This is a genomic window from Caballeronia sp. LZ001, from assembly GCF_031450875.1.
In the GTDB taxonomy this organism is placed as follows: Bacteria; Pseudomonadota; Gammaproteobacteria; order Burkholderiales; family Burkholderiaceae; genus Caballeronia.
In genome coordinates, this window is the sequence record NZ_JARTVX010000004.1 from 258,272 (window position 1) to 282,644 (window position 24,373).

At 62.2% G+C, this 24,373-nt stretch carries 26 protein-coding genes and 2 pseudogenes; 5 read left to right on the top strand and 23 right to left on the bottom strand.

Annotation, left to right across the window (positions count from 1 at the left end; translation table 11 throughout):
* Positions 1 to 32: 32 nt before the first annotated feature.
* From P9292_RS11565 to P9292_RS11630, 14 genes are all read right to left on the bottom strand, one after another.
* Positions 33 to 1,874 carry a VWA domain-containing protein gene (locus P9292_RS11565; protein ID WP_250467338.1) on the bottom strand — a complete coding sequence of 614 codons (1,842 nt, stop codon included), beginning with the start codon at positions 1,872 to 1,874 and terminating at the stop codon, positions 33 to 35.
* The gene (locus P9292_RS11570) at positions 1,874 to 2,551 is read right to left on the bottom strand and encodes a TadE/TadG family type IV pilus assembly protein (RefSeq protein ID WP_250493554.1); all 678 of its coding nucleotides are present in this window, start codon (positions 2,549 to 2,551) and stop codon (positions 1,874 to 1,876) included. The genes P9292_RS11565 and P9292_RS11570 overlap by 1 nt, the downstream gene beginning before the upstream one ends.
* On the bottom strand, positions 2,548 to 3,039 hold the full coding sequence (locus P9292_RS11575) for a TadE/TadG family type IV pilus assembly protein (RefSeq protein WP_250510183.1): 492 nt from the start codon (positions 3,037 to 3,039) through the stop codon (positions 2,548 to 2,550). Before P9292_RS11575 ends, P9292_RS11570 begins: the two co-directional genes overlap by 4 nt.
* The gene (locus P9292_RS11580) at positions 3,036 to 3,923 is read right to left on the bottom strand and encodes a lipopolysaccharide assembly protein LapB (RefSeq protein WP_250493555.1); all 888 of its coding nucleotides are present in this window, start codon (positions 3,921 to 3,923) and stop codon (positions 3,036 to 3,038) included. Before P9292_RS11580 ends, P9292_RS11575 begins: the two co-directional genes overlap by 4 nt.
* Positions 3,920 to 4,879 (bottom strand): type II secretion system F family protein, encoded by a 960-nt coding sequence (locus P9292_RS11585; protein WP_309959015.1) that lies wholly within the window; start codon positions 4,877 to 4,879, stop codon positions 3,920 to 3,922. The genes P9292_RS11580 and P9292_RS11585 overlap by 4 nt, the downstream gene beginning before the upstream one ends.
* Positions 4,876 to 5,850, bottom strand: a complete 975-nt coding sequence (locus tag P9292_RS11590; protein WP_244829398.1) for a type II secretion system F family protein — start codon at positions 5,848 to 5,850, stop codon at positions 4,876 to 4,878. Before P9292_RS11590 ends, P9292_RS11585 begins: the two co-directional genes overlap by 4 nt.
* Entirely contained in the window at positions 5,847 to 7,256 is a 1,410-nt protein-coding gene (locus tag P9292_RS11595; protein ID WP_250510185.1) for a CpaF family protein, read from the bottom strand. The genes P9292_RS11590 and P9292_RS11595 overlap by 4 nt, the downstream gene beginning before the upstream one ends.
* Complete coding sequence (locus P9292_RS11600; RefSeq protein ID WP_309959018.1) at positions 7,256 to 8,476, bottom strand: AAA family ATPase; 1,221 nt, start codon at positions 8,474 to 8,476, stop codon at positions 7,256 to 7,258. Before P9292_RS11600 ends, P9292_RS11595 begins: the two co-directional genes overlap by 1 nt.
* Before the next feature lie 24 nt (positions 8,477 to 8,500).
* Positions 8,501 to 8,881: a CpaD family pilus assembly lipoprotein gene (locus tag P9292_RS11605; RefSeq protein ID WP_244829395.1), complete on the bottom strand. Its 381-nt coding sequence runs from the start codon at positions 8,879 to 8,881 to the stop codon at positions 8,501 to 8,503.
* Positions 8,882 to 8,891: 10 nt separating this feature from the next.
* Positions 8,892 to 10,391, bottom strand: a complete 1,500-nt coding sequence (locus P9292_RS11610; RefSeq protein WP_244829394.1) for a type II and III secretion system protein family protein — start codon at positions 10,389 to 10,391, stop codon at positions 8,892 to 8,894.
* Between the two features lie 44 nt (positions 10,392 to 10,435).
* Positions 10,436 to 11,413, bottom strand: coding sequence for a Flp pilus assembly protein CpaB (cpaB, locus tag P9292_RS11615; protein ID WP_309959026.1), 978 nt, complete (start codon positions 11,411 to 11,413; stop codon positions 10,436 to 10,438).
* Positions 11,414 to 11,425: 12 nt separating this feature from the next.
* Positions 11,426 to 11,935, bottom strand: coding sequence for a prepilin peptidase (locus P9292_RS11620; protein ID WP_250467343.1), 510 nt, complete (start codon positions 11,933 to 11,935; stop codon positions 11,426 to 11,428).
* 64 nt (positions 11,936 to 11,999) lie between these two features.
* Positions 12,000 to 12,176, bottom strand: a complete 177-nt coding sequence (locus P9292_RS11625; RefSeq protein WP_244829391.1) for a Flp family type IVb pilin — start codon at positions 12,174 to 12,176, stop codon at positions 12,000 to 12,002.
* Positions 12,177 to 12,673: 497 nt separating this feature from the next.
* Complete coding sequence (locus P9292_RS11630; protein WP_244829390.1) at positions 12,674 to 13,111, bottom strand: low affinity iron permease family protein; 438 nt, start codon at positions 13,109 to 13,111, stop codon at positions 12,674 to 12,676.
* A gap of 47 nt (positions 13,112 to 13,158) precedes the next feature.
* Here P9292_RS11630 and P9292_RS11635 point away from each other — a divergent pair, with 47 nt between their 5' ends.
* On the top strand, positions 13,159 to 13,743 hold the full coding sequence (locus P9292_RS11635; protein ID WP_309959028.1) for a DNA-3-methyladenine glycosylase: 585 nt from the start codon (positions 13,159 to 13,161) through the stop codon (positions 13,741 to 13,743).
* Between the two features lie 127 nt (positions 13,744 to 13,870).
* Entirely contained in the window at positions 13,871 to 14,407 is a 537-nt protein-coding gene (locus P9292_RS11640) for a carboxymuconolactone decarboxylase family protein (protein ID WP_309959030.1), read from the top strand.
* Here P9292_RS11640 and P9292_RS11645 read toward each other — a convergent pair.
* The 3 genes and pseudogenes from P9292_RS11645 to P9292_RS11655 all read right to left on the bottom strand — a co-directional run bounded on the left by P9292_RS11645 (position 14,404) and on the right by P9292_RS11655 (position 16,273).
* Positions 14,404 to 15,177: a slipin family protein gene (locus P9292_RS11645; RefSeq protein WP_244829387.1), complete on the bottom strand. Its 774-nt coding sequence runs from the start codon at positions 15,175 to 15,177 to the stop codon at positions 14,404 to 14,406. The two genes, P9292_RS11640 and P9292_RS11645, sit on opposite strands and share 4 nt — an antisense overlap.
* A gap of 13 nt (positions 15,178 to 15,190) precedes the next feature.
* Positions 15,191 to 15,676: pseudogene (locus P9292_RS11650) on the bottom strand (NfeD family protein); the annotation flags it as partial.
* Positions 15,677 to 15,784: 108 nt separating this feature from the next.
* Complete coding sequence (locus tag P9292_RS11655) at positions 15,785 to 16,273, bottom strand: BON domain-containing protein (protein ID WP_309959033.1); 489 nt, start codon at positions 16,271 to 16,273, stop codon at positions 15,785 to 15,787.
* Positions 16,274 to 16,361: 88 nt separating this feature from the next.
* On the opposite strand from P9292_RS11655, the gene P9292_RS11660 reads away from it, so the two are divergent.
* From P9292_RS11660 to P9292_RS11670, 3 genes are all read left to right on the top strand, one after another.
* Positions 16,362 to 16,781 carry a secondary thiamine-phosphate synthase enzyme YjbQ gene (locus P9292_RS11660; protein WP_309959034.1) on the top strand — a complete coding sequence of 140 codons (420 nt, stop codon included), beginning with the start codon at positions 16,362 to 16,364 and terminating at the stop codon, positions 16,779 to 16,781.
* A gap of 72 nt (positions 16,782 to 16,853) precedes the next feature.
* Positions 16,854 to 18,095: an aspartate carbamoyltransferase gene (locus P9292_RS11665; RefSeq protein WP_244829687.1), complete on the top strand. Its 1,242-nt coding sequence runs from the start codon at positions 16,854 to 16,856 to the stop codon at positions 18,093 to 18,095.
* Positions 18,096 to 18,188: 93 nt separating this feature from the next.
* Entirely contained in the window at positions 18,189 to 18,503 is a 315-nt protein-coding gene (locus tag P9292_RS11670; protein WP_244829384.1) for a hypothetical protein, read from the top strand.
* A gap of 48 nt (positions 18,504 to 18,551) precedes the next feature.
* On the opposite strand, the gene P9292_RS11675 is transcribed toward P9292_RS11670, so the two are convergent.
* From P9292_RS11675 to preA, 6 genes and pseudogenes are all read right to left on the bottom strand, one after another.
* The gene (locus tag P9292_RS11675) at positions 18,552 to 18,734 is read right to left on the bottom strand and encodes a hypothetical protein (RefSeq protein WP_244829747.1); all 183 of its coding nucleotides are present in this window, start codon (positions 18,732 to 18,734) and stop codon (positions 18,552 to 18,554) included.
* Between the two features lie 22 nt (positions 18,735 to 18,756).
* A pseudogene (locus tag P9292_RS11680) lies at positions 18,757 to 19,086 on the bottom strand (BrnT family toxin); the annotation flags it as partial.
* Positions 19,087 to 19,099: 13 nt separating this feature from the next.
* Positions 19,100 to 19,870 carry a CDP-diacylglycerol diphosphatase gene (locus tag P9292_RS11685; RefSeq protein WP_309959039.1) on the bottom strand — a complete coding sequence of 257 codons (771 nt, stop codon included), beginning with the start codon at positions 19,868 to 19,870 and terminating at the stop codon, positions 19,100 to 19,102.
* 127 nt (positions 19,871 to 19,997) lie between these two features.
* Positions 19,998 to 21,476: a dihydropyrimidinase gene (gene hydA / locus P9292_RS11690; RefSeq protein ID WP_250493564.1), complete on the bottom strand. Its 1,479-nt coding sequence runs from the start codon at positions 21,474 to 21,476 to the stop codon at positions 19,998 to 20,000.
* 46 nt (positions 21,477 to 21,522) lie between these two features.
* Complete coding sequence (locus P9292_RS11695) at positions 21,523 to 23,034, bottom strand: NCS1 family nucleobase:cation symporter-1 (RefSeq protein WP_309959041.1); 1,512 nt, start codon at positions 23,032 to 23,034, stop codon at positions 21,523 to 21,525.
* Between the two features lie 32 nt (positions 23,035 to 23,066).
* Positions 23,067 to 24,353, bottom strand: a complete 1,287-nt coding sequence (gene preA / locus P9292_RS11700; protein WP_309959043.1) for an NAD-dependent dihydropyrimidine dehydrogenase subunit PreA — start codon at positions 24,351 to 24,353, stop codon at positions 23,067 to 23,069.
* Positions 24,354 to 24,373 lie beyond the last annotated feature (20 nt).

The window sequence follows — 24,373 nt, forward strand, 5'->3', positions numbered from 1 at the left end:
GAGCAACGCACGTGCCCGCCTGCCGCTTTCCCTTACTGAGTAAGACGCAATACACCCAGGTTGCCCGCGATCTGCTGGAAGATCTGATTGAGCGTTGCGTTGTCGGGTGCGTGATAGTAGTTGCCGCTCGTCGCGCAGGATTGCATCGTGTTTTGCGCAGCCACGCTCGCCGAGTCCGTCCCGTAAGTGCCGAAAGTGATCGCGTAGATGATGATGCCGCTGTTCTTCATTGCCTGACAGATACCGAGCTGGAACGTATTGACGTCGTCCGGGCTGGACACCAAACCGTTCAGCGCGTTACCCGTGGAGTCGTACACCGTCGGCGACTTGAGCGTCTGATTGCCGAGCGCGAGCTGATTGAAGAACGGCTGCGGCATGGTCCCCGACGGATCGCCGGGATCGTTCTCGCCGTCGGTCAGAACGATAGCGACACGCTGCAACCCTTGCGTCGTTTCCGGACGCGGCAGCGTGCCGTCGTTCGAAATCCAGCCGTTGTTGCTGCCCGCCACCGACTTGGACCAATCCGATGAAAGCATGCGCCAGCCCCACAGCAGACCTGTCGGAATCAGAGTCGAGCCATTGGCCACCATGTTGTTGATGGCCGTCGTCAGCGCGTTCTGGTCTTGCGTCAGGAACACGGCAGGCTGGATGGAGCATGGCCGGCTGTCGTAGTCGCTGCCATTCTGGTCATAAGTGACCGTACCCGAATACGGATACTGCGCCATGAAGTTGGTCGGCACCGTGGTCGGCGTCTTCGACTGGCAAAGCCCCGGCGATGCGTAGTAATACGCGTAGCTGAGCGGCACGCCCTTCACGACCGTCGTGCCGTTCTTCTGCAGATTACAGTTGTTGTCGTAAGTCTGGACCGTGAAGCCGGTAGACGGCACGTTGAAATACCAGGGCGTGAAGCCCGGCGAATCCTTCGGCGCGTAAGCCTTCGGATAGACGTTGCCGGCCGTGTCGCGTGGCTCGACCGCGCATCCACCCCACTTCGACATCGACATGTTGGTGGGGTTGTAGGCGAACTGCTTGCTCGTGGTCTGCGTCATCCAGGTTCCGCTCGAACTGAGTGCCGAGCCGACGTTCACCATCGTCGTGAACGGCACGAGCCCGATATACGAGTCGTTGCCCTGCACGCCAAGGATATTCGCCACGAGCGAGTTGGCGGCATCCTGCAGGCCGCTCAGCTTGCTCGTCTTGCCGCCCTTGGCGGCGGCGGAAGCCATCGAGCCCGTGTTGTCGAGAATCAACGCGAGTTCGAGCGTGCTCTTGGGCACGCGCAACGCCGTATTGCTCGCCGAGATAGTTTGCGTGCTGGGCAAGGTGCTGCCCGAACTTCCGGAGCCCGAACCCGATCCACTCGACGATGTCGACTTGGTGTTGAGGAAGGTCGGCGCGTAGAGCGGCACCGAACCCGATGCCGACAGCTTGATGACCTGCCCGGTGGCTGGCGTCCCGCTCACCGACGCCGCGAAATTCTGGTCGGGCATGGTGAGCGACATGTAGCCCGTCGGCATGTTCGCGTTGTAATAGGCGCGCGCGTCGGCCTGCCATGCAGCGAGGTCCGCGCTCGTTGTCATTGCATAGTGCGAGAGGTCGGCACCAGCCGAAAGCGTCGCCACGTCGAGCGCCATCTGCATGCGGCCCTGCGTCTGCGCATAGTCGATGGTGTCGATCGCCGTGCACAGCGTGCCGATCATCATGCTCGCGGTCACGGCGAACAGCACGGTCAGCGCGCCCTCGTCGCCACGCACGAGTTGAGCGAGCGTGCGGGGTGCGGCGGGACCACCGAAGTTGGCGAAGAACGGCGCGCGCAGCGCGGGCGTCGCGCAGGAGGAAGCGCCGCGGCGCATCGGAAAGAGTCGGCGTTTCATCAGGAGCTCGCCAGGTCGAGCGGCTGGCCGGTTCGCGAGCGCACGTAGATGCGTTGATAAAGCGTCTGCGTGCCGACCGAGTTCTTCCAGAATGCGGAGGTCATGGCAAACGGGTTGAACTGGTAGTAGATCTCGACGATGATCGCCGAGTCGCCCGCGCGAAACGGCCAGGTCGACGGCAACGGCGCGGTGCTCGACACCTTGGTCGTCAGGCCCGACAAGTTCCACGGCGCCGATGCGCGCCAGTGAACGACAGCCTTGCCGGGATCCGTCCCCGGCTTGCCCGGCGGCAAGACGCAGGTCGTGGCATTGGTGTCGCACACCGAGGTGATGATGACCGCGCCCTGCCCGTTGATCGTATTGGGTGCGGCGAGCAGCGTGGCCGCCGACCACAGCGAACCGAGGTTATTGGCGTTGCTGGTGGAATTGTCGTTGATGACGCGCGGCATCTGACCGAGCGAATCGGCGAGTGTGAAGGTCGCATGTTCCAGCACGCTCACCGCGCGCAGATACATGTACGCTTCTACGAAGCCGGTCAGGATCAGCGCCATCAACGGGAAGATGATCACGAACTCGATCGTGACGCTGCCGCGCTTCGAGCGCCACAGGCGGGAGAGAAAGCCGCGGCGGCGCGACGCGCTGGCGGCCCCGGAAGCGGATGAGCGAGCGTGGGTCATTTTTCGTTCTGCACGATGTAATTGCGCTGGAACGTCAACTGGTTGACGCCGAAGATACGGGGAATGCCGGTGATGGGCGGCATGGTCAAGGTGATGTTGTAGGACACGACATCGCCGAAATTGCCCATGCTGCTCTGGTAGTTGCTCGTGCCCACGTTGCTGTAAGTCCCGTAGGTCAGCGTATTGATCGTTATCGTCGCGCCGATGTTGGTCCAGCCGCCGAGCATGTTGTTGATGAGGTTCTGCGCCTGCTGATCGCGCGTTCCGCTCGCCGGCGCGCTGGTCGTGAGCCCGGCGCGCGACGCTTGCTGCGCGGCGATCTGCACGGTGGCGTCCACCATCATGTCGAGACCGAATTCGATCGTCGCCAGAATGAGGATGAACGAGAGCGGCGCGAGTATCGCGAACTCGATCAGCGAGCTGCCGCCGTCATCGCGCAAGAAGCGCGACACGTTGCGGTGTGCCCGGGCATGAAGCACGGCGCTCATCTAAGGCTCACGGCGGCCACCGCCGGCGCAGCAACGGGCGCCACGCTTGCGTTCGAGCCACTTGTGTCCGACGCGCCCGAAGTGCCGATACGCTGGCGCTGCAGTTCGTAGAAGCGCAGGTTGTCCTGCACCGACGCCTTCGGCAAATCGCGGCTCAGGATTTCGGCGGCGGCGTCATCGTTGCCGAGCAGACCGTAAGCAAGCGCGAGATCCTGGCGGGCTTGCGGCGGCGCGGCGGGAAAGCGCGTCACGTCGAGCAGCACGTTCGCGCCATCGCGCGGCTTGCCCGCCATGATGAGCGACGTGCCCAGGTTCACGGAAAGCGAGGTATCGCCGGGATTGCGCTTGAGCGCATCGCGCAGCACGGCTTGCGCCGTCGCGTGGTCGCCCTTCATGTCGTACGCGGCGCCGAGACCGGCGGCCGCAAGCGGATCGTCCGGGCTTTCGGCGAGCACATGCCGATACGTCGCGATGGCGTCGTCGAAACGGCGCTGATGAATCGCCACGCGCGCCATGCCGATGAGCGGCGCGGGGGCGTTTCCGTCGATGGCTGCCGCCTTGCTGTAATAGACGCCGGCGCGCGTAAAGTCGCCCACCGAGTAGAGCGTGTTGCCAAGGCCGGTCATGGCTTCGACCGAACGCGGATTCGCCCGCAGGATCTTTTCGTAGATCGTGGTCGCCATGTCCATGTTGCCGGATTCGAGCGCGGATTCGGCGATACGCAATTCGCTCATCGCACCGGGAGCGCCGTCTTGCGAAACGGAGCGCATGCCGGACACCTGATGCGAGGTCGTGGCAGTGGTCGTGCAGCCGCTCGCGACGAGCGCGATGAGCACCGCGCCGGCAAGCACGGGAAGGCGGCGAAGATAGAAGTCGGTCTTCATTTGGTTTTGGCGATAACGTCCAGTAGTTGGAGCACGGCCGGCCCCGCGGCAATCACGACAATGGCCGGGAGAATGAACAGCATCATCGGCACGACCATCTTGGGGGCGAGCTTTGCGGCCTTTTCTTCCAGCGAGACGATGTGCTGCAGACGCTCGGTACGCGACAACGTGCGCAGCGCCTGCGTGATCGGCGTGCCGTAGCGCATCGACTGAGTGAGGGTGGAAATGAGCGCGCGGATCGAAGGCAGATCGATGCGCTCCGCGAGCCCGTTCAACGCGCGCGTGCTGTCGCCAGAAAGCTTCAGTTCGTCGGCGGTAAGGGAAAATTCGTCGGAAAGCGGCGGGCAGATGCTTGCGAGTTCGTCGGCCACGCGACGGATCGACACGCCGAGACTATTGCCCGCGTTGGTGCAGATCACGAGCAAGTCGAGCGCGTCGGGCAGCGAGGCGGCCATCGCCCTGCGGCGGCGGGCGCCCACGAAATTCAGCAGATATTCCGGAACGATCATGCCGACGATGAACACCATCAGCATCGCCGCGCCGCGCACCGCGGGATACGCGCCGATCATCGGAATATGCGAGCCCATCATGACCGTGAGCGTCGCACAGATGAGCCCCACGCAGAATTTCGACGCCAGCAGAACCGAGACGGCGAGATTGCTGCGATAACCGCTTCTGATCAGCTCCTTGCGCAACTTCAGGCGATACTTGGCGTCGAAGAGCGGCAGCTTGTCGCCAATGCGCGCGAGACGGCGCATCACGCGCGCGCGAAAGTTGAGTTCGTCGTCGTTGCCGGTAGCGAGGTCGATACGCTCGGCATGCGCCGCGAGCCGCGTGCGCTCCGCAATGCGGCCGCGCTGGCCGCCATGGCGCGTCAGCCACCAACCCGCGAGCCCGGCAAAGAGCGCAATCAGCATCAGCAGGTTAATGAGCGTCTGGATCTGTTCCGGGTTCATCGCGAGGTATCCAGCTTCGAAATCTTGTTGATGACCATGAGTCCCATGACGATCGAGATCACGGCGAAGGTCAGGAGCTTGCTGCCGCTGTCGGTGTTGGTGAGCACCTTCATGTAGTCGCGGTTGAGGAAGTACAGGCTGCCGATAATGCAAGCCGGCACCGCCGCCAGAATCTTGGTGGTGATGCGCGCCTCGCCTGTGAGCGCTTTGGTCTTGACGCGAATCTCGCGGCGCGTGCGCACGATATTCGCCAGGTTTTCGAGCGTCTCGCCGAGCTGACCGCCGGTTTCCCGCTGCAGGAGCAAACACACGCAGAAAAACGAGAAGTCCGCGATCTCGATCCGCTTGACCGCCACCGTCAGCACTTCCTCGAGGTCTAGACCCACTTGCAGGGAATCGCTCATGATCCTGAACTCGCTCCTGAGCGGCTCGGCGCATTCGTCGGCTGCCGTGGTGATGACGTGCGTGACCGGCACGCCCGCACGCACCGCGCGCACGATCAGATCGATCAGTTCCGGGAAGCCGTTGAGAAAACGGCGGCGAAAGCGCTCCACGAGAAAGTTGTACGCCTTGACCAGCGTGAAGACCGGCAGGAAGACGATCAGAAGCGGCTGGACGAAACTCGGCAGCGGCATGATGTCCACCATGCCGATGGCGAGCAGCTCGCCGAGAATCGCCGCGACGATCACGATTCGCATGCCGTTCTTCCCCGCCACCGTTTTCAGGCGCGAAACCTTGGGCCCGAGAAAGCGCGAGTACACGCTCTCCTGCTTCTTGACCTTGAACAGATTGATCTCGTTCTTGCTGGCGTTCTTTTCGGGCGAACCGTGCATCTCGAACGATTCGCGCATGCGCGTGCGAATGCGCGCATGCGGCTGGTTATTTCGCATGTCCTGCACGATGAAAAACATCATGCCGCCGAGAATTGCAATGACGAACGCGCAGATCGTGACGAGGTTGATCGTGTTCATGGCTGCATCGCCTCAAGCAATGCATCTTCGAGACCGTAGTACTGTGCGCGCTGCGAGAACGCCGGGCGCACCGCCGCCGATTCGTACGCGCCCTTCACTTCCTCGCTGTAGGCGGTTGCGTCGTAGCGGAACGTGAACAAGTCCTGCGTGATGATCACGTCGCCTTCCATGCCCACCAGTTCGGTGATGCGCGTGACGCGGCGCATGCCGTCACGCATCCGCTCGATCTGCACGATCAGGTGCACCGCGCTCGCGATCTGGCGGCGAATGGACAGGAGCGGCAGATTGCCGTTTGCCATCATCACCATACTCTCCAGACGCGTGATGCCGTCGCGCGGCGTGTTCGCGTGGATGGTGGTCATCGAGCCGTCGTGGCCGGTGTTCATGGCCTGCAATACGTCGAACGCTTCGGAGCCGCGCGTTTCGCCGAGAATGATGCGGTCCGGGCGCATCCGCAGCGCATTGCGCACGAGGTCGCGCTGCGTCACGGCGCCGAGACCTTCGGCATTCTCGGGGCGCGTTTCCAGGCTCACGACGTGCGGCTGCACCAGTTGCAGTTCCGCCGCGTCCTCGATCGTCACCGTGCGTTCGCCGTGACCGATGAAGTGCGACAACGCGTTGAGCAGCGTCGTCTTGCCCGAACCCGTACCACCCGACACGATGACATTGAGCCGGCACGTGCTCGCGAGTTTGAGCACGGTTGCCATCGCGAGGGACATGTTGCCCTGCTGCGCCATGCGGTGCAGCGTGATGTTGCGCTTCGAAAACTTCCGAATGGAAATCGACGCGCCATGAATCGCGAGCGGCGGGAGCACGACGTTGACCCGGCTGCCGTCCGCGAGACGCGCATCGACCATCGGGCTGCTTTCGTCGACGCGCCGCCCCACGCCCGCCGCAATCCGCTGCGCGACGTTGGTCACGTGCGCGTTGTCGCGGAACTTGCAGTTCGTGAGTTCGAGACGGCCGTGGCGTTCCACATAAACCTGATCGGGACCGTTCACCAGCACGTCGGTGATGCTTTCGTCGGCGAGCAGCGGCTCGATCGGCCCGAGGCCGTACATGTCGTTGAGCAGTTCGCCCACGATCTGCTGCTGCTCGGACATCGTGACGTTCAAACCTTCGCGCTCGGCTATCTCCATCACGAGCTGCTCGATGCCCGGCTTCATCTGCTCGCGCGTCTTGCCGACCACCACCGATGCGTTCATCGAACCGAACACGCCTGCGCGAATCACCTTGAACAGATCCGAGCGCACCAGCGATTCGCTGCTCTCCGCCACGTGCAAGCGCGCGGGCGCGTCCGCCACCGGAATGGCCGGCTCGGCAATACTCGCCTGGTCGGATGCTCCTTCTTGAGCCAGTGCAAATGCAGAATGCGTCGCCCGGGATGCCTGCTTCTGCCCGAACATCAGCCTCTCCTCAGACTGAACTTGCGCAGCAAAGAGCGCCCGGTGGCAGCTTGCTGGCCGGTGAGATCGCTCGCAATACGCGTAATAGCCTGATTGAACCCGTTCGGCGTCTTATCTTTGGGCGCTTCGCCAAGGTTTTCGGCGGTGGCGAGCGCCTTGGCTTCGAATTGGATCTCATGCAGAACGGAGCGGCCCACCGCCGACATGAAGTCGTTCGGCTGCACCTTGCCCGCGCTCACCGCACTCGGGTTATTGAGCAGGATCGAGGTCGGCGGATTGTTGTCGCGATTCTCGATGTAACGCAAAAGGCGGATCGACTCGCGCGTCGAATGCACGGAACGGTCGGTCACGAGATACGCGCGGGACGCATGGTTTAACGCTTCCTGCGACAACGGCGCGCTCGGATTGCCGATATCGATGATCACATAGTGAAAGCTGTCGCACAGCAGTTCGATCACGCGGGCGAGCGCACCGGGCTTGTACGGCGGCTCGGCGCCGTAGTCGATATCCGCGGTGAGCATGAACAGACGGCTGCCGTTCGCCATCAGCGTGCGCTCGACGTATTGCGGATCGAGACGATGCGCGTTTTCCAGCACGTCCGAAAGACCATTGTTGCTCTGCGTGCCGAGCATGCAGTTGGCGGCGCCGCCGGTCAGGTTCAGATCGACATACGCGACCCGCCGATGCGTGGTGTCTGCCAGATGTCGCGCAAGATTGAGCGCGAGCGTCGTCACGCCGACGCCGCCGCGCGTGCCCGCGAACGCAATGGTCTTGCCCGTGCGCGTGAGCGTCACCGGCGTTACCTTGCCGTCGGCGGTGTTGACGGTGCGCTTGAGCAACTCCACCGTCAGCGGCTTGACGAGATAGTCGTGCACGCCGATCTTGAGCAGGCTGCGAAACAGGCCGACGTCGTTGCGCTCGCCAATGCCGATCACCTGTACCGAAGGCTCGCACACTTCGGCAAGCCGGCCGAGGTCGGACAGAGGCATCGCCGAGTCGTGCAAATCAACCAGCAGAAACTGCGGCGAACGCTCGAGCTTGGTGACATGCGAGATGGCTTCGTCGATACTGCCCACCGCGATATGCGCGTGCGGCAACGCCTGCTCCAGCACGAAGGCTTTCAGAACCTGCTCGGTCTGGCGGTCGGCGACGAAGGCGATGAAGTCCGCGGCCCGCACGACGGACTTGCCTTTGATCAACGAGAATTCAGTGGTGCTCATGGCGTCGGTGTCTCGAAGGCGCGCTTACTTGCCGTTGCGCGTAGTCGTCGTGGTGTCGAGCGGAATCACTTGACCCGTCTCATAGCGATGCACGGCGCTCGCGGCGACCGCGGCATCGGCGGGGCCGAGCGTCTGCGGATTCACGAGGTCTTGCGGGTTCGCGACCTGCGCCGCGAGATTGGTGTAGGTGGCACAGCCCCATTGCATCGACGGGCGTCGCACGCCGGAATCGAACAACAGCGAGGCGCGCGTGAGCTTCTCGCAGTCGGGCGGCACGGCAGCGTTGCCGTCGTAACCAATGACGCGTGAATCGGGCATGCTCACGGGCGGCTTGATGAAGCAGCCAGCAAGCGGCAAAGCGAGCGAGCAGGCGGTGAAGAGCGAAATGAAACGTGCGTGGTTCATGGCATCAGGCTCAATAGACGTAGCCGGCCGCGCCGACGAGACGAGGGTTTCCCGGTGCCGATTCGGTGCCCCCAAACATTCGGGCGAAACCATATTCGATGTCGCCGCTCGGCGACACCAGCGACTCGATCGGTGTGCGCAGCTTGGCCGGATCGGTCGGCTCGACGATATACGGCGTCACCATGATCACGAGCTCGGTCTTGTTGTTCTGGTAGTTCGACGAGGAAAACAGCTTGCCGAGCACAGGGATCGAGCCGATGCCGGGTACTTGCGATACGAGGTCGGTCGTATTGCTCTGGAGCAGCCCGCCAATGGCGAAGCTCTGACCGCTCGCCAGTTCGACGGTGGTATCCGCGCGGCGCACCGAAAGGCCCGGCACGGTCACGCCGTTGGTCGTCACGCTTGCCGTCGTGTCGATCTGGCTGACTTCCGGCCGCACTTTCAGGCTGATGCGGCGGTCGTTGAGCACGGTCGGCGTGAAGTCGAGCTTGACGCCGAACTGCTTGAATTCGACCGTGATCGCGCCGTTGATCTGCGACACCGGAATCGGAAACTCGCCGCCCGCGAGGAAGCTCGCCGTCTGGCCCGAAAGCGCGACGAGATTGGGCTCGGCGAGCACCGTGAGCAGGCCTTCCTGATTCAGCGCATCGACAAGCGCGCGGATATCGGTGTTGGCCGTCCGGAACCCGCCGAACAGCGAGTAAGCGTTGTTGGTCGCGAGATTGAGCGGATAGGTCACCGAGCCCGACGAAGTCGTGATGGGCTGGTTGTAGTTGTAGATCTGACGGCCGCTGAAGATGCCGCTATACCAGTTGCCGGCCGCGCTGCCGATAGCCTGCCAGTTGATGCCCCACTGCTGCGTCACGTTGCGGTCCACTTCCGTGATCCGCACCCGCAGTTGAATCTGCAAGGGCTTGTCGATGGTCATGCGATTGACGAGCACTTCCTTGTCCGCGAGCATCGGCGTGATGGCCTGCACGACCGTATCCGCCTCGGCGGGATTCTGCGCCTGGCCCGTCAGAATGAGCGAGCCCTGTATGCCGTTCACATCGATATTCGTGTTGGGAAAGCGCGCCTTCAGCATGGCGCGCAACGCGACCATGTCGCGCGTCACGACAACGGTCTTTTGAAAGATCGGCTTGTTGTTCGCGCCGAGCGCGTAGACCGTGGTGGAACCGGCCTTCTTGCCGAGCACGAAGACCGCGCGCGGCGACGGCACCTGCACATCCGCGACGCTCGGGTCGGCCACGAACACCGAAACGGCGTCCTCGGGCAGATGAAGCATCGAGCCTTTGCCTGCATCGAGTGCGAGTACGCCCTGGCTTGCCTCGGCGGTAACGGCACCTTTAGACGGCACGGCGCCCGCGCCCGGACGAGCCGCGACGTTGATCACCTGAGCGCCGGCGGCATGCGCGAGCGGCGTCAGGCCGAATGCCGCGCACACGAGCGCGAGCAGGCTCGCCGCGGTGGGCAGCATCGGCGTCGATCTCGAACTGAACTGCGTTTTCATGACTATCTTTTCCTTGGTCGCCGGATCACCGCCGGCTTGGGGCATTAGCGCTGGACGGGAAGCGACGGAACGCCGGGCAACGGTGGCGCGTTCTCGGGCGCCCCGCCTGCCGCCTGGGCGACGTTCTGACCATCCGACTTTTCCGAGCCCCGATAAACCATCACGGTGCGCGGCATGGGCGGCGCGGCGGCCACGCCAGGCGCGCTCTGCGGCGCGCGGCTTGCGTGCGGCAACGAGCGAACGGCGCGCGAGATGTCGCCGGCCCAGATTGGCGGACGTTCGGTCGACGTCGCGCTGGCTGCCGCGGCGGCGGCGGCCGGATCGCGACTGGCAGTAGCAAACGAGCGCAAGGCGAGCGAGAGACTGCCGAGGCGCGCGGCAACCGCCACGACTTCGCCCATGCGCGGCGTCACTTCGAGCGTGACGGTGCGCGCTCGCGCGCTCATATCGGGTACGTCGCTGCTGGCTTTCGGGCGCTTGATTTCTGAACCGACGGCCAGCACGCGCACATGTTCGACCACCGTTTCGCTCGACACCGCGAGGTCCGGCGAATCGGTGCGGCGGTCCATCTGCTGCGTGAGGATCAGGTCGATGTAGTCGCCCGGCTGGATCAGGCCGGCATTGCCGGAGACATCGTCGACGGCTACGGAGACGGCGCGCATCTCGGGCTTGAGCGTCGCGGCGAGAAAGCCCGGCGCGTTCGGCAGAATCACGTCGTCGGCGACGAGTACCGCGCCGCTTTCGACCGGATGGCGCAACAGCGCACCCTTGAGTTCCGGCGCGTTCTGCGCGCCCGACACGACGGCACTGACCGGCACTTCGTTGGCCGGCATCGGTTTCCAGGTGATGTCCTCGTCACGCAGAAGCAAGCCCTGCGGCAAGGCGGCTGCACTGACCAGCACCTTCTCCGTGTTGACGGTGGGCGCGGACGGCTTGCTCGCGCTTGCCACCACCACACGCACGACCAGAGCGATGAGCAGGGCGCCGACGAGAAGAACGGCGAACTTGATGAAGTTGGACATGTGAGTGCCGGCCTAATGCGTCATTAACAAGGGAAGCGCGGCCGGCAGCACGATCACAAGACCGCCGCCGAGCGCCAGCGCCACGCCGTAAGGCACGCCGCGCGCGCCGGAGAACATCGCCAGCGCGCGCATGGGCGACGATGTCTGATCGGCCTTCATGTTGCGGGTGGCGAGACTGACGAGGGACACCACGGTCCCGATCAGCGAGATGAGCGTGAGAGCCGGCAGCGACAGACTGACGCCAGCCCAGAGAAAGATGACGGCCGCGAGTTTCGCATCGCCTCCGCCGAGCATCTTTGCGGCGAAAAGCGCGGCGCAGACCGCGAACACGACACACGCGAGTATCAGATGCGCGATGATCTCGTCGAGCGACAGCTTTCGCAGCAACGCATCGACAAAGAAGAGCGAACCGATCGCAAGCACGATCCCGGTCGGCAGGCGACGCGCACGGACATCGATGACGGCGAGCACCAAGAGCGCGCACAGCACGATGAGACGGATGGCAAGGGATGCGAGCAGCACGATGGACCGGATACCGAGTGAAAGAAAGGGGGAGATCCGCGAGACGCGGATCTCGAATACGTCGTTACTTCTGGGCGGCGGTGACTTTGGTGTTGAGGTACGTGAACCAGCCCGAAACGCTGGTGCTGAACGTGCCTGCCACGGCGACGAGCGCCACGCCGACGATCCCGGCCAGAATCGCGTATTCCATCGCGCTGACGCCACGTTCGTCGCGGATGAATTTCTTGAAAAACTTGGTCATTTTGGTCATTCCTTGTTTTTGCATTGAGTAGGTAGGTGCGGCCCGGCATTAGGGGTACCGGGTACAGCAATCCTAGCTAGAGCCACAAGGAATTACTTCGCCATTTAGAGGCCGGAAATGGCCTTAATTCGACGTTTTAAAATGAATGAACTAGACCGCTGTCGGCAAACGACGCTAGAACTTTATAGAGAGAAATTTTTCTTTTAGCGGGTTTGAAGCGTGTCTTGACAGCGAGCGCGCGACTCTTCGTGTCTTTGTATTTTTTTCAGAAAACGTTTGCCAAGCGTACGGGCTCCGCCTTTACATGCAGGGCTTCGACGGCGTTCGAGGCCGTCGCTCCGACCGATGCTGCTTAATATTCAAGCATCGCTAAAACCGGATATCGCGCTGTAAGATTAATGCTACAACCATTAATACCTGCTTGTCACGCGCTTTAGCACGTTCTGCAAACTTTTTGTTTAACCTTGAGCGCGACTGTCATCGTGCGCAATATCCCACTATTTCTTTTCCTTGCGTCTAGCATCGTTCGGGAAAATCGGCATGTCGATATCCTTGCTCGCCGAGCGCAAGTCGTCACGCGCTTCCTCCGCCAGTTTTGCATAGCGCTTACGAAAAATGGCCAGGTCTTTCTCGTCGAGTTCTTCGAGGTCGAGTAAAGCGTTATGCGCGTTGTCCACTGCACGGATCAATTCATCGAGCTTGATCTGCATGGCGGCCGTATCGCGGTTCTGGGTGTTCTGGATGAGGAACACCATGAGAAACGTGACGATGGTAGTCGACGTGTTGATGACAAGCTGCCATGTGTCGCTGAAGTGAAAGATCGGCCCGGAGACGGCCCACACGATCACCAGCACGACCGCAATGATGAACGTCGACGCATGTCCCGCCACGCGCGAGAGACCATTCGAGAATTTGAGGAACCAGGAAGACTTCATGTGAGCATCTCTCCGTCGTTATCTTGTGCGCGGTTAGAATACCTTCTGTGAAAGCCAAGCCCACACTCCATTCTGCTATCGACTTCAATGCCGCGTCGGACATCGTGGCGCGGCGGCTGATCGGCGCCATCGTCACTTTCGATGGCGTCGGTGGACGTATCGTCGAAACCGAAGCATACGACCGCGAAGATCCCGCTTCGCATACTTTCTCGGGTCTCACGCCGCGCAACGCGGTCATGTTCGGACCGTCCGCTCATGCTTATGTCTATCGATCCTATGGCATCCACTGGTGTCTGAACTTCGTTTGCCGCGAAGAAGGTCATGGCGCCGGCGTGCTGATTCGCGCCATCGAGCCGCTCGTCGGACTCGATCTCATGCGCGAACGACGCGGGCTCGAACCCATCAAGCTGCTTTGTTCCGGTCCGGGCCGCCTAGCGCAAGCCCTGGGCATCACGCATAAGCAGAACGGCATGTCGCTGCTCGAAGCGCCGTTCTGCGTCGAAGCACCGGACGATGCAGTCGATATCGTGAGCGGGCCGCGCATCGGCATTTCCAAGGCAATGGACGTGCCCTGGCGCTTCGGCCTCGCCCGGTCGAGGTTCGTGAGCAAACCCTTCCCATCCTCTTCTTGAAACATCATCCACTCGATTGAGACGCGCGAGCATCTTTCCGAGCCTGGAGAGCATTCACGCGATTCCGGCAAAGACATACAGTGCATCCATGCCACGACACATGGCAATCAACCAAAAGGAGCACACCATGTCCCGCATTTCCAAAGTCGATGTCAACGAAGCCACGGGCGACGCCGCCGAACTCTTCGCCAAGATCAAGAAGGCCGCAGGCCGCGTACCCAATGCGTATGCAACCGTCGGCACGCATAGTCCCGGCGCGCTCGCGGCATCGCTCGCCAATGACGCGACGCTCGCTAAAAGCAGTTTGAGCAAAGCCGATATCGAAGCCGTGAAGCTCGCCGTTAGCGGACAGGCAGGTTGTGATTATTGTGAAGCCGCGCACACGGTCGTCGGCAAGCTGGCCGGTCTCACGCAGGAAGAAACGAAGCAGATTCGCGCGGGTATCGCCACTGGCAACGATAAACGCGATGCGCTCGTGCGCTTCGTGCGCGAAGCCACCGGTTCACGCGGCACGGTGAAAGCCGAAGTGCTCGATGCCGTGCGCGCGGCAGGTTACAGCGACGCGCAAGTGATCGACGCGCTCTTCGCCGCGAGCGTCATCAACTTCACGAATCTCTTCAATCGCGTGAACGACACCACGCTGGACTTCCCAGCGCTGGTTTAACTCTCGCGGCCACCCTTGCCGATCTTGTCGAGCACCGCGCTCACGATATCGATCGGTATGGGGAAGACGATCGTGGTGCTCTTGTCGCTGGCGATCGTCGTCAACGTCTGCAAGTAGCGCAGTTGCATGGCTTGCGGCGCCTGCGCCAGCATCTGAGCCGCTTGCAGAAGTTTCTCGGATGCCTGCAACTCCCCTTCCGCATGAATGATCTTCGCGCGGCGCTCGCGCTCGGCTTCGGCCTGGCGCGCGATGGCGCGGATCATCGTCTCGGCGATATCCACGTCCTTGATCTCGACATTCGATACCTTGATGCCCCAGGCATCGGTCTGGGCATCGAGCACGCGCTGAATGTCGCTGTTCAGGCGCTCGCGTTCCGAAAGCAGATCGTCGAGTTCATGCTTGCCGAGTATCGCGCGCAAGGTGGTCTGCGCGAGCTGACTCGTGGCTTCCAGAAAACGCGCGACCTGAATCACCGCTTTCTCCGGGTCGACGACGCGAAAGTACACCACCGCATTCACCTTCACCGAGATGTTGTCGCGCGTGATGACATCCTGCGGCGGCACGTCGAAGACGACGGTGCGCAGGTCCATCCGCACTACTTGCTGCACCGCCGGAATGATCAGCACAAGCCCCGGCCCCTTCACTTTCCAGAAGCGGCCGAGCGTGAACACGACGCCGCGTTCGTACTCGCGAAAAATGCGCACCGACGAAAGCACGAGAATGATGACGAGCGCAATGACAATGCCGCCAAACCCAAAAGTAAGCCCCATTTTTAATGCCTCGTTAGTGTTGATGCGATTGCCGGTCGCGCTCCAGCGCTTCGACCATGAGCGTCAGTCCCTGCCGCGACAGCACACGCACGAGCGCGCCCTCGCCTGGAAGTTCTCGCGATGAAGCCGTCTGCACGCGCCAGCGTTCACCGTGCACACGCGCCCAGCCACTTGCGGGCGCGGCGCCGGTTGCATCGAGCATCACGCCGATACTGCCTGGCATCGCTTCGCTGCCGCTCACCACGGGCCGCTTGCGCGCCTTCAAGGCGACGCTCGACACGCCGAACACGAACAGCGCGGCCACGATAGCGAACCCCGTCACGAGGCTCAAGGGAATGCCGAAGCCAGGCACTCCGCTATTGACGAGCATGAGCGCGCCGGTCGAAAACACAATGATTCCGCCGATGCCGAGCGCGCCGAAGGTCGGCAGGAACATTTCCGCGACGAGTAAGCCGAGCCCCAGCACGACGAGACCCAGACCGGCGAAGTCGAGTGGCAAGAACGTGGCCATCAGCGACATATGACTGAGCCACTCGCAAAGATGGGTTTTCATGGGCGACGACCGCCGGGGACGATGCTGCTTTCAGCTTACGCGCGAATTGCGCGCTCAGGGCTGCGTTGTCGTCCGGTCGATGATCTTTTCGACATCGGCGGTCTCGCCTAATTCCGATACGAAGCGCGCTTTGTCGAAATCGCGCGTGACGCAGCCGTCGAGATAGATGAAGCGGCGCTGGATCGTGAGCCACAGGCTAGTGTGCTCGCGCCACTGCAGCGACGCGTTGAGCGCGTTGAGGCGGCGCGTCGTGCTCTCGGCGATTTCCCGGTCGTACGCGTAGCTGTTCGAGAGGCGGCAGCGTCCCGCGATCCAGCAGCTATTGCCGCGCTCGATGCGGTAATGCGCTTCGTCGAGCCATTCCTGTTCGGTTTCGACGGGACCGCGCGGGGTCGGGCAATTCGCGATTGCTTTCGATACTTGCATGAACGGGTCGTCACCGCGATTGATGCGTGCGTCGTCGGCGAGTGCCGCAAGCGTGATGGGCAGCAGGCAAGCCAACGCGGTCAGATAGCGCCATCCGGGCGGGACTTTCGATGTCATCGCTCTTTGCTCCCTTGCCCAAAGCATAGCCGGTAGACTGACAGAAGCATCTTCCCGCATCTTTCGTATCTTTTCGAACGGGACCGACATGAAACAGGCACTTCAACATCTGACGGTTGCAACCGGCTCGCGCGGTTTGCACGAAGTCACGCGCGCCATCGACCGCTGGGTCGATCATCAGGATATGCGCACCGGCTTGCTGACCATCTTCTGCAGACACACGTCCGCGTCGCTCTTGATTCAGGAGAACGCTGATCCCGACGTGCGCACGGACCTCGAACGCTATTTCGAAACCGTCGCGCCCGAAGCGCCGGGCCGCTATGTCCACGACGCCGAAGGTCCCGACGACATGCCCGCGCATCTGCGCACCGCGCTCACCACCGTCCAGCTCTCGATTCCGGTCGAAGCGGGCCGCATGGTGCTCGGCACGTGGCAAGGCATATACGTATTCGAGCACCGCACGGCATCGCATGATCGCGAACTGGTGTTGCATCTGATCGGCGAGTGACCTAATATACGCTCCGCGTACATTCAAGGAGCGACGACCGTGAGCCAGCAACAGACCGTGCTTCGCGACGCCATGCGGCGTCTGAACATGACCCGCGATGCCTTCGCGGCCCGCATCGGCGTGTCGCGGCGTGCGCTGGACACATGGCTTCTGCCTGACGAGTCGCCGGAATCGCGCGCCATGCCGGAGATCGCCGCGCGCTATGTCGGCGAGATTCTGGACGGCATGCCCGAGGGTGGAACATCTACGCAAAGCGTATATCCATCGATTGCATACGAAGGCCGCCCGCAGCTCGTCTCCATCGATCAGTTCTCGCGTGAATCGGCCGAAGCGCTCTTTCGCACAGCGGACATGATGCAGCCCATCGCGCGGCGCCGCAAAATCACGCGCGTGCTGGAGGGCGCGGTGCTGGCGAACCTGTTCTTCGAGGCGAGCACACGTACCCGTGTGAGTTTCGGCTCGGCGTTCTGTCGGCTCGGTGGCTCGGTGGTCGACACGACCGGCTTCACGTTCTCGTCGATGGCGAAGGGCGAATCCATCTACGACACGAGCCGCGTGATCAGCGGCTATGCGGACGCTATCGTCGTGCGCCATCCCGAGCAAGGCTCCGTCGCGGAATTCGCGCGTGCGACCAACATTCCCGTGATCAACGCTGGCGACGGCCCCGGCGAGCATCCGAGCCAAGCGCTGCTCGACCTCTACACGATCCAGCGCGAGTTTTCGCGGCTCGGGAAAATAGTCGATGGCGCGCATATCGCGATGGTCGGCGACCTCAAATATGGCCGCACCGTCCATTCGCTTGCCAAGCTGCTCTCGCTTTACAAGGGCCTCAAGTTCACGCTGATTTCGCCGGGTTCGCTGGAAATGCCGGCGCATATCATCGAGCGAATCGCGCGAGGCGATCATGTCATCGAACAGACGAGCGATCTGCGCGCGGGTCTTGCGGGCGCGGATGTCGTCTATGCCACGCGCATTCAGAAAGAGCGTTTCGCGGACGAGTCCATCGAAGGCTATACGCCGGACTTCCAGATCAACCAGGCGCTCGTGAACGAAGCCTGCGGACGCGACACGCTCATCATGCATCCGCTGCCGCGCGACAGCCGTCCCGGCGCGAACGATCTCGCCACCGACCTGAATCACGATCCGCGTCTTGCCATCTTCCGGCAAACCGACAACGGCATTGCAGTCCGCATGGCGATCTTTGCCGTTCTGCTGGGCGTTGAGCATCAGGTGCGGCATTCCATGCGCGACGCGACGTGGAAATCGCCGGCCTCCATCGGCCCGGACGACGCGGTTTTTCAGGGCTTCGATTAATGAGATTTTTACGCGCCGCATCTGTTTCCTGATACGGCGTTGACAAGGCCCCGCGTATGCTTATATCAAGAAAAGACGCGATGGAGCCCGATCATGGATATGACACTTGCGCAGTTTGCCGGCCATCACGGCGGCGCTTGTCAGCGGTTACGGATCATGGCGCGCGCCCGCATGGCGAACGACGATGCATCTTGCGAGCGCATCCGCCAGTTGTTTCACTCGCCTCTCGGCGTATATGTCAGTCAGGCGCAGCGCGAAGGATGCGCGCTAAGGCTCGAATTCGATGTAGCGAGCGAAGACCTTGCGTTCACATTACGCACTTTGCGACGGGTCATGCCGGAAGCGCGGGTCGAAGGCGTCGGTCCGCGAGTGTTCGCGCATCGAGTGATAAGCCGTGAAGCGCATTGACCCGTTGCTGCGCGACTGACTGGGGAAGTCAGTCGCATACGCAGGACGTCAACGCGGCGGCGCAATCTGCTCGGCGGGTGACTCACTCGGCAGACGATCCGCCCACGGTTTCATCTGTGCGAACCACTCGTCTGAAGGGACGAAGGTGTCGGGGTCCATCTGAATGCCCCGTTCGATCTCCGCCTCCTCTTCCGGCGTATTGCGGTAAAACCTGTACGATGCTTCGCTCATATCTCTCATTCTCCCGGTTATTGGCGCGACGCAAGCTGATGATTCGCAATGCGCCGCCTCGCTGCGTGAACACCACGCAATGTACTTTCCCTTCTATCGGCACGAAGCCGACCTCGCGTACCTCGCCGTAGTCGCGACGAGCGTCTGCGTGACACATCACCTCTCGCCACGCGATTTCCCGCGTACGTTCCAGCGACATGCCATGACGATTGACGTTCGCCGCGTCCTTCTGCGGATCGAACAAGATGTCGATGTGCATTATCGTGACTACATGAAAGAAGTTTGACAAGAGGCGTTCAAGCGGCGTCACAAAATTTTTCTTCGTGATCCGAATGAAACAGCCTGCCGTCATTCTTGCTCTTTCGTCACGGTTTCTCTATAGACCGATCGGCTAACGCGCACGTGTGATCCTGCAGTTCTTCCGACGAAGCCCAGTCACCCGGTTGCACATGATCGTTGAGAAGAAAGAATCCGGGCTTGCCATCGGGCAACCATGCGCCGGCCAGCAACAGCGTCTGGTCGCCCATCGTTTGTCCGCGACGCGCCGCGTAAGGCGCGAGCAGCGCAAAAGGATCGGTATGCGTAAGATCCGCGTCGTCGATCCGCATGGCGTCGTACCGATGCCCGCGCAAGCGCACCGGCAACGGCGCCCATTCGCGGCCGATGCCCGGCCCGACTTCGCGCAACGTCTGCGCGACGTCGGACGCGAGGCAGTCGATATGAATATGCAACTGGTTCTGCGTGCGCCCGCTTGCCGAGTTGATTGCAAGCGACACTTGATCGCGTGGCAAGGAGCGGCGAAGTTTGTCATCGACATAACGGCGCGCTTGCCATGCGTCGCGCCAATAATTCGGCGTCTGCGGCTCCAGTATCAAGGGACTTTCGATGCCGCTCACACGCGCCGTCGGAATCAACAGATATTGCGCGACGCCCACGATATCCTTCAACACCGCGTAGCCGCCCGCGAGGTTTACGTCGGCGCATTTCTGCTTGACCGGCGCGCCCTCGGCGGCGGGCTCGCAATAGTCGTGGACGATTTCCCACAGCGCGTTCGGATTCGCCGCGCGCGCGGTGGAAAGCGTCGTGCAGAAGGCCGTCGTGACGGCGAGAAGGCAAAGCTTGTGGAGGTTTCGCATCGGCATGATTCGGGCAGCGCTGGATAAGAGGACAGCGTGCCGGATTATGCTTGCAAGCGTGTGAACATGCTTCGGATGTGACCAAGCCCCGTGCAGCGTCGAGCCACACGAGGCCGATTCGAACCACTCAGGCGGCCTTCATCGCCTTATCCCCCGCGCGCTCCACCGGATGCTGCTCCTTCAGCTTGTTCTGCACGCGCGCCGCCTCGAAGTACGACGAATTTGGCGGACGCTTCAGGTATTGACCCGCGCCGCGTACCGCGCGCAAATCGCCATCGGTCCAGGCGAGTTCGCCGCGCGTGAGCGTATGCGTGGCCACGCCTTGCACCGTCATGCCCTCGAACACATTGAAGTCCACCTTCTGATGATGCGTCTTTACGGAGATGGTCCGCGTCGCCGCCGGGTCCCACACGACGAGGTCCGCATCCGAACCCACCTGCACCGCGCCCTTCCTCGGATACAGATTGAAGATCTGCGCCGCGTTGGTCGATGTCACGCGCACGAACTCGTTCGGCGTGAGACGCCCCATGTTCACGCCGTGATGCCACAACACCGACATCCGGTCTTCCACGCCGCCGCAGCCGTTTGGAATCTTCGTGAAGTCCTCTCGCCCCATGGCCTTTTGCGATGCACAGAACACGCAATGATCCGTCGCCGTCGTGTGAAGCTGCCCGGACTGCAGCCCGCGCCACAGCGCCTCGCGATGCTCGCTCGTGCGAAACGGCGGGCTCATCACGTGCGCGGCGGCACGCGTCCAGTCGGGATCGCGATACACCGATTCGTCGATCACGAGATGCCCCGGCAGCACTTCGCCGAACACACGCAGGCCGTCGTTGCGAGCACGCGCAATGACATCGACGGCATCTTTCGCCGATACATGCACGATATAGATAGGCACGCCGAGCACCTGCGCGATGCGAATGGCGCGATTGGCCGCCTCGCCCTCCACTTCAGGCGGGCGCGAAAGCGGATGCGCCTCCGGTCCCGTGAAGCCCTTCGCAAGCAGTTGCTTCTGCAACTGGAACACGAGCTCGCCGTTTTCCGCATGCACGGTCGGCAGCGCGCCGAGTTCGAGCGAGCGCGTGAAGCTGTTCACGAGCACTTCGTCATCGGCCATGATCGCGTTCTTGTAGGCCATGAAATGCTTGAAGCTGGAGACGCCGTGCTCATGCACGAGCAGGCCCATGTCGCGATGCACCGATTCGTCCCACCACGTCACCGCGACGTGAAAGCCATAATCCGCCGATGCCTTCTCGGCCCAGCCGCGCCACTCCTTGAACGCTGCCATGAGCGGTTGCTTCGGGCTCGGAATCACGAAATCGATGATGCTCGTCGTGCCGCCCGACAAGCCCGCCGCCGTGCCGGTATAGAAGTCGTCGCTGGCGGTCGTGCCCATGAAAGGCAGTTCCATGTGCGTGTGCGGATCGATCCCGCCGGGCATCACGTACTGTCCGCCCGCGTCGACGATCTTCGTGCCCGCCGGTACTTCGAGATCCGGCCCGATCGCCAGGATCGTGCCGCCGGACGCGGCGTCGGCGCACAAGACATCTGCGCGATAGCTGCGTTCCGGATCGATGATGGTGCCGCCGCGAATCAGGGTTGGCATTGTCTTCTCCTTGCGAATCTTGGGCTTCGAAAATTCCTTCGGACGCTCATGCGCTCAGAACCCCGGCCTGCGGGCTGCCGCGCAGCTTCATCCACGAACCATACACGAGCGCGGCCAGCACGAGCCCGACGAACCAGGCATACGTATAAAGCATGTTGAAGAACGCCGGCACGTTAGGGAACGACGCGGGGAACGCCGTATGCAGGAAGCCCGGCAGATTGGGCAGCACGCCGACGAGCAGCGCCACGACCGCCGCGATATTCCAGCCGCCGCTATACGAATATTCGCCGTGTTCATCGAAGAGTTCGTGGTGATCGAGCCGGGTGCCGCGAATCAGGAAGTAATCGACCATCAAAATGCCCGCGACGGGCCCGAGCAACGCCGAGTAACCGACGAGCCAGGTAAAGATATAACCCTGCGTGGTGGCGAGAATTTTCCACGGCATCATGACGATGGCGATCGTCGCCGTGATCATGCCGCCCGCGCGATACGAAATGCCCTTTGGCCAGAGACTCGAAAAATCGTAAGCCGGACCGACGAGATTGGCCGCGAGATTGCAGCACATGGTGTCGAGCGTGAGGATGACGAGCGCAACGCCAACGCCGATGCCCGTCATGCGGCTCGTCAGGTCGATCGGGTCCCAGATCGCCTTGCCGTAGATCACGACGGTCGCCGATGTCACCACCACCGAAATCACGGACAACAAGGCCATCGGCGCAGGCAGACCGATGGACTGCCCGATCACCTGATCGCGCTGCGAGCGGGCGAAGCGCGTGAAGTCGGGAATGTTCAGCGCGAGCGTCGCCCAGAAGCCGACCATCGCGGTGAGACCCGGCCAGAACGTCGCCCAGAAGAGTCCTTCCTTCTTGCCACCCGCGACGAACTGCGACGGCGCCGACAACATGTTGCCGATGCCGCCCGCCTTGCTCGTCGCCCACCAGACGAGCGCGATGCACATCAGCACCTTGATCGGCGCGGACCAGCTTTCGAGCCAGCGGATCGAATCGGTACCATGCACGATGAAGTAAATCTGCAGCGCCCAGAACACGAGGAAGCACGCAAGCTGTCCGGCAGAGATGTCGAGAAGCGGCAGCGCCGCGCCGTGCAGCGCGTTGCCCGTGAGAATGTTGAGCAGCGTGTAGATCGCGCTGCCGCCAAGCCACGTCTGGATGCCATACCAGCCGCATGCGACGACGGCCCGCAACAGCGCCGGTAACTTCGCGCCCTGCGTGCCGAACGACGAGCGCACCAGCACCGCGTAAGGAATGCCGTGCTTCGCCCCCGCGTGACCTATCAGGAGCATCGGCACGAGCACGATCAGGTTGCCGAGCAACACCGTCACCACCGCCTGCCACGGCGACATGCCCTGCTCGGTGAGCCCCGCCGCGAGCATGTAGGACGCGATGTTCATCACCATGCCAACCCACAGCGCCGCGAAGTGATACCACTTCCACGTGCGCTGCGCGGGACCCGTTGGCGCGAGGTCGTCGTTATACAGGCTGCTCGCCTGCAAGTTGGCCGCGAAATTCGGATCGACAGATTGCGCTGTCTGCTTCATCGGACGAACTCCTGTTGATCGTTGCAATGACTTCAGGCGGCTTTGGCGGCTTCTTCCGCATCGACACGCGCCGGATTGTTCGGATGCGTGGTCCAGTTCGCGTACTCGCCGGCATCGACGCGTTCCATCGTGATGCATTGCTCGACCGGGCATACGTGCATGCACAGATTGCAGCCGACGCACTCGGCATCGACGACTTCGAAGTGACGCTTGCCGTCCTTCTCCCTGAGAATGGCCTGATGCGACGTGTCCTCGCACGCAATATGGCACAGCCCGCACTTGATGCACTTGTCCTGATCGATGCGCGCCTTGATGTCGTACTTGAGATTGAGGTACTTCCAGTCCGTCACGTTCTGCACCGCGCGCCCGCGAATGTCGTCGAGCGTGGCGTAGCCTTTTTCGTCCATCCAGTTCGAGAGGCCGTCAGCAAGATCGGAGACGATGCGAAACCCGTAGTGCATCGCCGCCGTGCACACCTGCACGCTGCCCGCGCCGAGCACCATGAATTCGGCGGCGTCGCGCCAGGTGGAGATTCCGCCGATGCCCGAGATCGGCAAATCGGGCGTTTCGGGGTCGCGCGCGATCTCGGCGACCATGTTGAGCGCAATCGGCTTCACGGCCGGGCCGCAGTAGCCGCCGTGCGTGCCTTTGCCGTCGACGGTGGGCATCGGCGCCATCTGGTCGAGGTCGACGGAGACGATCGAATTGATGGTGTTGATGAGCGACACGCCATCCGCGCCGCCCTTGAACGCCGCGCGCGACCCCATGCGAATGTCGCTGATATTCGGCGTGAGCTTCACGAGACACGGAAACTGCGTGCCTTCCTTCACCCAGCGCGTGACCATCTCGACATACTCCGGCACTTGCCCGACCGCCGCGCCCATGCCGCGCTCGCTCATGCCATGCGGACAGCCGAAGTTGAGTTCGACCGCATCCGCGCCGGTGTCTTCCACCTGCGTGAGAATCCACTTCCAGTCTTTCTCGTTGCACGGCACCATCAACGAGACGATCAGCGCGCGGTCCGGCCAGTCGCGCTTCACTTGCGCGATCTCTTTCAGGTTGATGTCGAGCGGGCGGTCGGTGATCAGCTCGATGTTGTTCAGCCCCGCCATGCGTTGCCCGTTCCATTGCACGGCGCCATAACGCGAACTGACGTTGACCACATGCGGGTCGAGTCCGAGCGTCTTCCATACGACGCCGCCCCAGCCCGCTTCGAACGCGCGGTTGACGTTATACGCTTTGTCGGTCGGCGGCGCCGATGCAAGCCAGAACGGATTCGGCGATGTAATGCCAGCGATAGTGCAGCGAAGATCGGCCATGTTTTTATCGGCTCCGTATC